A 9,774-nucleotide genomic window follows, 5' to 3' on the forward strand; every position below is an offset into this window, starting at 1 on the left:
GTCCCCGCAGCGATCTGGAGTCTCAGTGGTGGAACGAGGAGGGCCGTTCGGCCGGCATCGGCATCGGCCCATCGAGACTCTCGAACCACTCCACGGCCCGTTCGATGTCATCGAGCAACAGATCGGCCATGTCGCGGCTGAAGCCAGCCCGCACCACGAAGCGCAGCACCGCCACATCCTCACAGTGGGCCGGCAGCGTGTAGGCGGGCACCAGCCAGCCCCGCTCGCGCAGTTTCGCCGAGAGGTGAAACACATCCCACCGGGTCACTGCGGCATCCGTTGCCACGGCGAACACCGGCAGCTGGCCGGCCGGGTGGCTGAGCAACCGCAGCCCCGGCAGAGCGGCGATGCCATCAGCCAGGTGGCAGGCGATCGCCTCCAGCGTGGTCATGCGCTGGCGGTAGCCGTCCTGGCCGAGATGCAGGAAGTTGAAGTACTGGCCCACCACCATCGCGCCGGGGCGGGAGAAGTTCATGCCGATCGTCGGCATCTCGCCACCCAGGTAGTTGACGTTGAAGCGCAGTTGTTCAGGAAGCACCTCCTGATCGCGCCACAGAGCCCAGCCCACTCCGGGCAGGACGCCACCGTATTTGTGTCCGCTGCTGTTGATTGAGAGCACCCGCGGCAGGCGGAAATCCCACACCAGCTCAGGCGAATTGAACGGAGCCACGAAGCCGCCGGAGGCGGCATCGACATGGATCGGCAGATCGAGGCCGGTGCGCTGCTGCAGATCATCGAGAGCCGCATGCAGCTCGGCGATCGGCTCGTAGCTGCCATCGAAGGTGCTGCCCAGAATGCCCACGACGCCGATCGTGTTCTCGTCGCACAGCGCGATCGCCTCCGGCACCCCCAGCTGCAGCCGCTGCGGCGTGATTGGCACCAGCCGTGGCTCGACATCGAAGTAGACGCAGAACTTCTCCCAGCAGATCTGGGTGTTGATGCCCATCACCAGATTGGGCCGGCTCGCGTCGAGACCGGCCGCCTGCCTGCGCTGACGCCAGTGCCACTTCATCACCAGACCGCCAAGCATGCAGGCTTCGCTTGAGCCGGTGGTGGAGGTGCCGACGACGCGCTCGGCATCGGGGGCATTCCAGAGATTGGCGAGGATCCGCAGACAGCGCGCCTCGATCTCAGCGGTCTGGGGATATTCGTCCTTGTCAATGATGTTCTTGTCGCTGCACTCCTCCATCAGCCGCCGCGCTTCGGGCTCCATCCAGGTGCCGACGAAGGTCGCCAGGTTGAGGCGGGAATTGCCATCCAGCATCAGATGGTCGTGGATCAGCTCATAGGCCAGATCCGCCTGCAGGCCCTGTTGCGGCAGCTCATCCCTGGGAATCTCGGCCGGAAGGTTCGCCGCCGCCAGGCGCGCGCTGAGCTCGGCGGTCACCCCCAGCGTTGTGGGGCGTCGGCGGGCGGGCATGAGGAGGTGGCGAAACACTCCATTCAAGCCCAGGCCTCCAGATCCACCAGTCCTGCCGCTGCCGGCCAGCGTGCCGGGGGAGACTGAGAGCCGCTCCTGATGCCGATGGATCTCCACTACCGCTTGCAGTGCTTCGTCCGGCCGCAGCCACCGGGTTTTGCGGAGGGGCTGCGGCTGGCGCTCTGGCAGGGCACCGGCACGGCTGCCACCGCCGCTGCGGTGCAGCAGAACCTGGAGCGACTCGATGCCGTGGCTGCGATCGCCGCCAGCCAGCAGGTGCAGTTGCTCGCCTTCCCCGAGCTCTATCTGAGTGGCTACATCGTCACACCTGAGCTGGCGCGTCTGCTTGCGGAACCTGTCGATGGCCCCTCGCTGCAGCGGGTTGCCGCCGCTGCACGCCGCCATGGGCTGGCGATCGCCTGTCCCTATCCGGAGCGGGTCGTGGTGGCCGGTGAGGAGCGTTTCTACGACGCCATTGCCCTGTTCGATGACCAGGGCGTGCTGCTGCGCAACTACCGCAAGACGCATCTGTGGGGTCCCGATGAACAACGCTGCTGGACGCCCGGCTATCTGTTTGCGGAGGAGGGCGAGGCGCTGACCGTGCAGCAGGTGCATGGATGTGCTGTTGGTTTGCTCAACTGTTATGAGGCCGAATTCCCGGAGCTGAGCCGGCGGCTGGCGTTGCAGGGCGCACAGATGATCCTGATTCCCACCGCCGCCGATGCCTGGGCCCTGCTGAGTACCGGTGAGCGCACCGATCGGCCCTATCCCGATGTCTCACGCAGCCTGATTCCGGCCCATGCGATTCACAATCAATGCTTCGTCGCCTACGCGAACCGCTGTGGTGTCGAGACGGTGGACGGACGCGAGATGGCCGCTTATCTGGGCAACAGCATCGTCGCCGGCCCCCATGGCGACGTGCTCGTGGCGGCACGGCCGGAGCCGACACTGCTGATCGCCGACTGCCTTCCCAGCGACTACGGGCCGTTTCATCCGGCCGGCACGCGTTATCTCGACGATCGTCGGCCCGAGCTGTATTGAACCGGCGGCCGGCCCCGTCAAGCGGGGGAACCCCGCTCGCCTGCGGCTCACGCCCGGGCCAGGGGGTCCATAGGCTGGGCGCCCCGCTGCCGCAGTCGATGGGCGCCGCCCCGCTCCCCGCTTCCGAAGATCTGGCCCGCTACCTGGAGCAGCGCGGTGAGCTCGGCAAGCCCTGGATGTGGCATCTGCTGCGCCTCGCCAAGCTGCAGGAGGCCAAGGAGAGCATGGATCCCCAGCAGTTCATCGAGGAGCTGCAGCAGGCCCATGCCGATCTGATGCGGCTCGGGGAGTTCTGGAAGGGCCGCGAGGCCGAGGTGTTCGGTGGCCAGTACCGCCCTCCCGAGGTGATCGAACCCCTGCCGGGTTCCGCCGACGATCGATGACGGGGGCTTCCACCTACCGGATGGCGCCGCTGATCCGGGGCACGCTCGTGCTGCTGTATCTGGTGTTGGTGTTGCCGCTGGCGCCGCTGGCCCCACCTTCGCTCAAGCCCCTGCTGCTCGTGGCTCTGCCCCTGGGCCTGCTCCTGGTGCTGGCGATCAGCAGCGAACAGGTCGTGCTCAACGACGACGGCATCGCCGTGGGCCATCCGCTCTGGTGCCGCTGGCTGGTGCGGCGCGGCTGGCAGCTGCCCTGGCGTGAGATCCGCTCGATCACGCCGGTGGCCACCAGCCAGGGAGGGCGCGTGTTCTACCTGCGGGCTGCCGATGGATCCGCCTGGCTGCTGCCGCAGCGTGTGGAGCGGTTCGACGACTTTCTCGCACGTTTCGCGGGCCATTCCGGCCTGGACACCACGGCGATCGGTCGCATCAGCCCGCCCTGGACCTATCGGTTGCTGGCGATTCTTTGCGCTCTGATGCTCTCAGCTGAGCTGATCCTGGGATTGTGGCTCTGGCATCAGGGCACGGCTGCCTTCTGATCCATCAATCCTGATGGTTCAGCGGGAGCTGTTGGGCGTCAGCGAGTTGACGTTCGAGCTCCCGGGCACCGGCGCCGGCATCTCGGTGACTTCAGGAAGATTGTCGAGGCTGAAGCGATAGCCCTGCTGGCGCATCGTCTCGATGCCGCCACCTTCTCCCAGCCCGGCCTGCTCGAGCTTGCGGCGCAGGGTGAGCACCTGGGTGTCGACCGAGCGTGGCCCACCGCTGAACGGAGGCCAGGCCATGCGGAGCAGTTCCTGACGGCTTCGCACCACCCCCGGCGGCATCAGCAGGGCACAGAGCAGGGCGAACTCCCGCGGGCTGAGCTCCACCGGTTGATCGCGCAGGGTCACCTGGCGCAGCAGCAGATGCACCTCCAGAGGCCCGACACAGACCCGTTCCTGCAGGCCGGAAGTGTTGCGGCGCAGCAGGGTGCGGCAGCGGGCCGCCAGCTCCTCGAGACCGAACGGCTTGCGCAACACGTCATCGGCACCGGCATCGAGCAGGGTGACGACGGGTTCGGAGCCGGTCCGGGCGGTCAGCACCATGACCGGACAGTGCAGCTGGGCCGCCAGGCGCAGCGCCGAGGTGCCCTCCAGGAGCTCGGCGCTGACCAGAAGGTCGGGTGCCTGGTCGTGGCAGATCTCCAGTGCTTCGCGGGCCGTGGCCACAGCGGCAGAGAGGTGGCCGTCCTGGCGCAGGCGCTGGGCCAGCACGGTGCGGAGGGTGGCATGGGGATCGACCACCAGGACGCGCTTGGGAGAACCTGTGGGATCGCTCATCGGCCCCTCCCGGTCACCGTGCCGGAGACGTTGGAACGGCAGAACCTGGATTGTGGTGGAAAAGCCATCATTGCCACGAAGGTTCCAGGAACCGCAAAGGGGGAGTCAGGGACTGACCCACCATTCATGGGGAATTGCGACCCAACGTAACGGTGTTTGCGCATTCGCGCGAGTCCCGCGCCGGCCATGGCGCCCCGTTCGCGTGGATTCGCTGACCTGGCCGGGATCATGGGATCACGGCCTGCGAGGGGCGTCCAGCCCGGCTGCCGCCCTTGCAAGTCACTCCACTGCCGCGTTCAGGAGACAGAATGGCCGCACGGCTCGGACATCCATGACCGCCCTGCAGCACCCCGACGCCATCCGCCACTTCCAGTCGCTCTGTGACGCCTGTCAGGAGCTGGCCCATCGCTTCCATACCCCGGCCGAGCTCCGCCTCTATGCCGATGGGTATCTGCATGCGCTCCGCCGCACAGCTGTGCTTGATCCCCTCTCCCAGCGGCGTCTGGAGGAACTCATCGATCGCTGGATTCAGGACCCCTCCTCCTTCGTCGGACCGGATGGTGATCCACGCGCCCTGTTCGAACCAAATGCGGGACGGTATTGAACCCAGGCTTGCCCCCTCCAGACGCCTGCACAGCGCCGGCTCAGCGGACTGAGGACGACAGCCACGCGGCCTGAGAGTCAGGGAGATTGGGGTTTGGCAGGGATGGCGCCATCGCTGTGGCGCCATCTGAGAGAAGCGCGACGCCCGAATGCCGGACGCCGCGGCTCGGGTTCAAGCCTGGTGAGCGCCCAGGCCGACCGGTCCTCGCTCCCTCAGGAGGCCAGGGCGATTTCCAGCTTCTCGCGCAGTTCGCCGTTGTTGTACATCTCGATCAGGATGTCGGAGCCGCCCATGAACTCACCACGCACGTAGACCTGCGGGATGGTCGGCCAGTCGGAAAACTCTTTGATGCCCTGGCGAATCTCCGGATCGGAGAGCACATCGAAGGTTTCGAAGGGCACGCCAAGTGCATTGAGAATCTGCACGACGTTGTTGGAGAAACCGCATTGGGGCATCAGCTTGTTGCCCTTCATGAACACGAAGACCGGGCTGCTGCCGATCAGGGTTTCGATGCGTTGCTGAGTCGAGGCGTCCATCGCTGCGAGAAGAAGGAAGGCGGAAAGGAGTTGTTCAGACGATCATCGTCTGAGCGGGAACATGATGACGAGGCCGTCGGTCAGGCCTCGTCGAGGAGAGCCCGTCCGGACGGTGAGTTCATGGAGTTGCCGTCTGGACGAAGAATTCATGGAGTGGCCGTCTGGACGGCCAGGGCATGAATCGCTTCGCTGGCCAGCTCCTGACGCAGGGCGCCATAGACGAGTTGGTGCTGTTTCACCCGGCTGAGCCCTGCGAAGGCGGAGGAGACGACGCGCACCTGCAGGTGATCGCCTCCCCCGGTCAGGTCTTCGACCTCCACCGCCGCATCGGGCAGGGCTCGGCGGATGGCGTCCTGAACAGCATCCGGCTGAACCATGGGATCGGGGAAGCGGTGAACTGGAACGGGCGGGAATCTAGGGGGCCGGGCGGGCAGCTGCCGAATCGGGTTAGCCGTTCAGCCCAGATCAGCTGCCGCCGGCAGCGGCGTAGGGGGTGCTGACGAAGCCGATCTCCAGCAACTGCTGGTAGGCCTTGCGTCCCTGCTCGGAGGCCGGGGTCATCGCGGTGACCACCTCGACCAGCAGCGGAACGGCCACCTCGGGCTGCCCCTGGCGGCGGAGCAGGGCGGCGAGACGCAGGTTGGCCTGGGTGAGCAGATCAAGAGCCTGGCGCCCCTTATCGTCCATCTCGCGCGGAATGCGGGCATCGAGGCCCCGGAAGGCCCCGGCGATGCTGCGATAAAAGCCCACCAGGTTGCGGCTGGCGGTGCGGGCTTCGTCGTACAGGCGGCGGGCTTCGCCCAGGTTTCCGGCGGCCACCGCGGCATCACCCCTGCTGAGCAGGGTGCGGACCGCATTGGCATCGAAGGCACCGGTCACGGCCTGGGTCTGGGCCGGATCGCTCTGCGCTCGCGCTGCCGGAGCGGCCATGGGCAGAGCCAGGCAGACCAGGGAGGCGACCAGGGCCAGGGAACGGCGGCGCCGTGTCAGGCGAGCGGACGCGGGCTGGGAGAGGGGCCGGGGCACGGAGTCGGCGCTGGGAGACCGGAACTCTACGGGGATTGCAGTGGCCGCCCCACGGCCTCCCGGGCCGCTTGCTCGGCCGACTGCATCGCCGCCATCAGCTGCTGATTGAAGAGGCGGGCGGCATCGCGCCCCTGGCCCTCGGGCCGCAGCGGCTCGCTGAAGCTCACCGCTGCCGCATCCCCCAGCCGCGGCCGGGAGTGTCCGTAGGCGATCCCCACCGGCACCACGGAGACCGGTACCCCCTGGCCGAGCGCCAGCAGGGCGAGCCGGGCCAGGCCCTGGTGCAGCCGGATCGGGCTGTCATCGCGGCGGATGCAGCCCTCCGGAAACACCACCAGCTGCTCTCCCGCCTCGAGCAGATCGATGGCGTAGCGCAGGCTCGCCAGCGTCGGACGTCCCTGATCCACCGGGAAGCAGCCGAGGCGGTGCAGGAACCAGCCCTGCACACCCTGCATCTCGTCCTTGGTGACCATGAAGCGGCAGTCGCGGCCTGTGACGCGGCGACCGGCCGCATGGGGCAGCAGCAGCGCATCCCAGCGAGCCCGATGGGTGGGCGCCAGCAGCACCGGGCCCTCCCGGGGCAGGTGGTGGTGGTTGAGCACCTCGATGCGGCGGAAGTAACCCTGCAGGGCCACGTCCTGCGTGAGCACCATCGCCAGCGGCGACAGCCAGGGACTGATCCCGTTGCACAGCCCCCTGGCGCGCTCGATCGGGGCCGCCGAACGGCTCGGATTCCCCACCGACTGCTCCGACTGCACCGCCAACACCGGTTTCGGGTCTGCTCGACAACGCATTCCGAACCTAGGGGCAGGGGGTGGCCCCGGTCGGTGTGCGCAGGCAGTTGCCTCTGCGGCCGCCAACGTCCGCCGGGGTCCATGCGGCAGGGTCGTGTCGGCGGGTGGAGCGTTCCATGCCGCGGTGGTGCACCGGCGGCTCGATACGGTCGTGGCGGCCTGCCGGTCCCCTCTTCTCCGCTGCTCGTCCATGGCCAGTCTCGGCGTCAACATCGATCACATCGCCAACGTCCGACAGGCACGCCGGACGGTGGAGCCCGATCCCGTCTCCTACGCGCTGCTGGCGGAACTGGGGGGCGCCGATGGCATCACCGTGCATCTGCGGGAGGACCGGCGCCACATCCAGGACCGCGACGTCGAACTGCTGCGGGCCACGGTGCGCACCCGCCTCAATCTCGAGATGGCCGCCACCGCCGAGATGGAGGCGATCGCCCTGCGCCTGCGGCCCGACATGGTGACCCTGGTGCCGGAGCGCCGCGAGGAGGTGACCACCGAGGGTGGCCTGGACGTGCGCGGCCAGCTGCCGGCGTTCACGGCCCTCACCCGGTCCCTGCAGCAGGCGGGGATCGGCGTCAGCCTGTTCGTCGATGCCGACCCGGACCAGCTGGAGGCCTGCCGCCAGAGCGGGGCCCGCTGGGTGGAGCTGCACACCGGTCGTTATGCGGAGGCGTCCTGGGCTGAGCAGCCGCAGGAGCTGGCGCGCCTGGAGAAGGGCACGGCCCTGGCCCGCGAATTCGGCCTGCGCGTCAACGCCGGCCATGGCCTGACTTATCAGAACGTCGAGCCGATCGCCGCCATCCCCGGCATGGAGGAGCTCAACATCGGCCACACGATCGTTGCCCGCGCCCTGGCGGTCGGTCTCGAGCAGGCGGTGCGGCAGATGAAGGCCCTGGTTCAGAATCCACGCCGCGAACCCCTCTTCGGCCAGCGTCATCCATGAGCACCTACCACTTCGTCGCCGCCAGCGAGGCCTTCCTGTGTGAGGAGGAGCCGCTCGAGGAGGTGCTGCGCGAGCGGGTGCGTCACTACGGCGAACAGGGCAGGGAGATCGACTTCTGGCTGGTGCGTCGTCCCGCCTTCCTGGAGGCTCCGGAGCTGGCCGACACCGCGTCCAACGTGCCTCGGCCGGCGGCGGCGGTGGTGTCCACCGATGAGACCTTCATCACCTTCCTGAAGCTGCGCCTGGAGTTCGTGGCCCGAGGCCGGTTCGAGGCCCCCAGCCCCTCGATTCCCGATGCCCTGGCGTCTCAGGCCTGATCGCCCTGGCCACTGCGACGGCGGTGGCGGGCAGCGCGGCCACCGTCTCACCGGTGGCGCACGCGGTGGTGGCGCTCAGAAGAGGCCCAGGAATTTCCGGCGCGGTGCCTCCTGTCCGTCAGCGGTCCCCTGGGCCGCCGGGGCATCCTGCTGGTAGCGGGGCTTGCGATCGCCGACAGTGAACACCGCCTCCTTGTTCTTCCACCACACCCAGTCCCGGATCGGCGGCGTGTTCTGAAGCTCCTGACGGGTGAGACCGAGGCCGAGCCTGGCCGAGGCGTTGAGCAGCACGTCCAGCATCGCCTCCCCGTCCTGACAGGCGGCCAGTGCTTCGTTGGTGCGCCTGGCTCCATCCAGTGCCTTCACCAGCAGGGCCACCCGTTGGGTCACGGGCAGGGATCGGGGATCGCGCTCCATCCAGGCGTCGGGCGGGACCGGCACCGTATCAGCGATGACCGGCTGCCGTCGTCTGCGGCACGGGCGTTTTCGGCCAGGGCGAGGCACCGATCAGCGGCGCTGATCATGCCGGGGGGCTGACAGCGGGTCGCGCGGCGAGCAAAAGTAGGGCATCGCACTTGCCCGATGTCGCCCCAAGCGATCACCCCGACAGCGCCGGTCGCGCCATCGGGCAGTCCAACTTCCGGCAACAGGCCGGCTCCAGGCCCCAGCCCGGCCATTGACAACGCCGCACCGGCGTCACCGTCGCCTCGTCACTGGGTGATCAGTGATGTGCACGGCTGTGCCGATGCGCTGCATCAACTGGTCGGCCTGCTGCCTGCGGACGACCGGGTGGTGCTCTGCGGTGATGTGATCAACCGCGGCCCCCGCATCGAGGCCGCCATGGAGCTGGCCTGGCATCTGGTGGCGAGCGGGCGGGGTGTCTGGCTGATGGGCAACCATGAGCAGCGGCTGGTGCAGCAGCTGCGGGGCGAGGCCTGCGGGGAGCGCCACCTGCTCGCCGGCAGCGATACCTACCGCCAGCTGGGCGGCCGGTCGTGCCGCCGCTGGCTGGAGCGCCTCGAACAGCTTCCCCTGGTGCACTGGGGGGAGGGCTGGACCGCCACCCATGCAGGCTTCGACCCGCTCACCTGGCAGCCGCACCTCACCGTGCGCATGGCCTTCTGGCAGCACTACAACGGGCGCTTCGGGACGGTCATCGTCGGCCACACGCCGGGGCCTCAGGTGCGCCGGATCCGCGACATCGTGCTGATCGACACCGGCGCCTGCTACGGCGGTCCGCTGACTGCCTTCTGCGCGGACACCGGGGAAGAGCGCTCAGTGGCCGGACTGTCCGCCCCGCGTCACTCCGACCCCTCCTGGACGACCGGTTCGCCCGGGCGTCTGGCCGGCAGCCTGAGCTGAGGCAGCTCCAGCCCGATCCGGAGCCCAGCCCA

14 protein-coding genes are annotated in these 9,774 nt (G+C 68.3%); 7 read left to right on the top strand and 7 right to left on the bottom strand.

Annotation, left to right across the window (positions count from 1 at the left end):
- Nucleotides 1-22 precede the first annotated feature (22 nt).
- Nucleotides 23-1,420: a glutamate decarboxylase gene (locus H8F25_RS02895; RefSeq protein ID WP_197211939.1), complete on the bottom strand. Its 1,398-nt coding sequence runs from the start codon at nucleotides 1,418-1,420 to the stop codon at nucleotides 23-25.
- A 99-nt stretch (nucleotides 1,421-1,519) separates the two neighbouring features.
- Here H8F25_RS02895 and H8F25_RS02900 point away from each other — a divergent pair, with 99 nt between their 5' ends.
- The 3 genes from H8F25_RS02900 (at nucleotide 1,520) to H8F25_RS02910 (ending at nucleotide 3,380) form a co-directional block, all read left to right on the top strand.
- Complete coding sequence (locus H8F25_RS02900) at nucleotides 1,520-2,461, top strand: carbon-nitrogen hydrolase family protein (protein WP_231597021.1); 942 nt, start codon at nucleotides 1,520-1,522, stop codon at nucleotides 2,459-2,461.
- A 98-nt stretch (nucleotides 2,462-2,559) separates the two neighbouring features.
- On the top strand, nucleotides 2,560-2,844 hold the full coding sequence (locus tag H8F25_RS02905) for a hypothetical protein (RefSeq protein ID WP_197211940.1): 285 nt from the start codon (nucleotides 2,560-2,562) through the stop codon (nucleotides 2,842-2,844).
- Nucleotides 2,841-3,380 (top strand): hypothetical protein, encoded by a 540-nt coding sequence (locus H8F25_RS02910; RefSeq protein WP_197211941.1) that lies wholly within the window; start codon nucleotides 2,841-2,843, stop codon nucleotides 3,378-3,380. Before H8F25_RS02905 ends, H8F25_RS02910 begins: the two co-directional genes overlap by 4 nt.
- Nucleotides 3,381-3,398: 18 nt before the next feature.
- Here the strand turns inward: H8F25_RS02910 and H8F25_RS02915 are convergent, their stop codons facing one another.
- Complete coding sequence (locus H8F25_RS02915; protein WP_231597022.1) at nucleotides 3,399-4,163, bottom strand: response regulator transcription factor; 765 nt, start codon at nucleotides 4,161-4,163, stop codon at nucleotides 3,399-3,401.
- Nucleotides 4,164-4,494: 331 nt separating this feature from the next.
- On the opposite strand from H8F25_RS02915, the gene H8F25_RS02920 reads away from it, so the two are divergent.
- A complete protein-coding gene (locus tag H8F25_RS02920; protein ID WP_197211942.1) occupies nucleotides 4,495-4,767 on the top strand; it encodes a DUF6761 family protein in 273 nt (90 codons plus the stop codon).
- A gap of 212 nt (nucleotides 4,768-4,979) precedes the next feature.
- On the opposite strand, the gene grxD is transcribed toward H8F25_RS02920, so the two are convergent.
- The 4 genes from grxD to H8F25_RS02940 all read right to left on the bottom strand — a co-directional run bounded on the left by grxD (nucleotide 4,980) and on the right by H8F25_RS02940 (nucleotide 6,982).
- Nucleotides 4,980-5,303, bottom strand: a complete 324-nt coding sequence (gene grxD / locus H8F25_RS02925) for a Grx4 family monothiol glutaredoxin (protein WP_197211943.1) — start codon at nucleotides 5,301-5,303, stop codon at nucleotides 4,980-4,982.
- 146 nt (nucleotides 5,304-5,449) lie between these two features.
- Nucleotides 5,450-5,680, bottom strand: coding sequence for a BolA family protein (locus H8F25_RS02930; protein ID WP_197211944.1), 231 nt, complete (start codon nucleotides 5,678-5,680; stop codon nucleotides 5,450-5,452).
- Nucleotides 5,681-5,768: 88 nt separating this feature from the next.
- Entirely contained in the window at nucleotides 5,769-6,233 is a 465-nt protein-coding gene (locus H8F25_RS02935; protein ID WP_231597301.1) for a hypothetical protein, read from the bottom strand.
- Nucleotides 6,234-6,355: 122 nt separating this feature from the next.
- A complete protein-coding gene (locus H8F25_RS02940; protein ID WP_197213371.1) occupies nucleotides 6,356-6,982 on the bottom strand; it encodes a 1-acyl-sn-glycerol-3-phosphate acyltransferase in 627 nt (208 codons plus the stop codon).
- A gap of 331 nt (nucleotides 6,983-7,313) precedes the next feature.
- On the opposite strand from H8F25_RS02940, the gene H8F25_RS02945 reads away from it, so the two are divergent.
- Both H8F25_RS02945 and H8F25_RS02950 read left to right on the top strand, forming a co-directional pair.
- Nucleotides 7,314-8,063, top strand: coding sequence for a pyridoxine 5'-phosphate synthase (locus H8F25_RS02945; protein WP_197211945.1), 750 nt, complete (start codon nucleotides 7,314-7,316; stop codon nucleotides 8,061-8,063).
- Complete coding sequence (locus tag H8F25_RS02950) at nucleotides 8,060-8,380, top strand: MgPME-cyclase complex family protein (protein ID WP_197211946.1); 321 nt, start codon at nucleotides 8,060-8,062, stop codon at nucleotides 8,378-8,380. The genes H8F25_RS02945 and H8F25_RS02950 overlap by 4 nt, the downstream gene beginning before the upstream one ends.
- A gap of 75 nt (nucleotides 8,381-8,455) precedes the next feature.
- Here H8F25_RS02950 and H8F25_RS02955 read toward each other — a convergent pair whose 3' ends face one another.
- On the bottom strand, nucleotides 8,456-8,797 hold the full coding sequence (locus H8F25_RS02955; RefSeq protein ID WP_197213372.1) for a hypothetical protein: 342 nt from the start codon (nucleotides 8,795-8,797) through the stop codon (nucleotides 8,456-8,458).
- A gap of 165 nt (nucleotides 8,798-8,962) precedes the next feature.
- Between H8F25_RS02955 and H8F25_RS02960 the strand changes: the two genes are divergently transcribed.
- Entirely contained in the window at nucleotides 8,963-9,742 is a 780-nt protein-coding gene (locus H8F25_RS02960; RefSeq protein WP_197211947.1) for a metallophosphoesterase, read from the top strand.
- Nucleotides 9,743-9,774 lie beyond the last annotated feature (32 nt).

Origin of the sequence: Synechococcus sp. CBW1004 (assembly GCF_015840715.1) — a bacterium.
GTDB lineage: Bacteria > Cyanobacteriota > Cyanobacteriia > PCC-6307 > Cyanobiaceae > Cyanobium.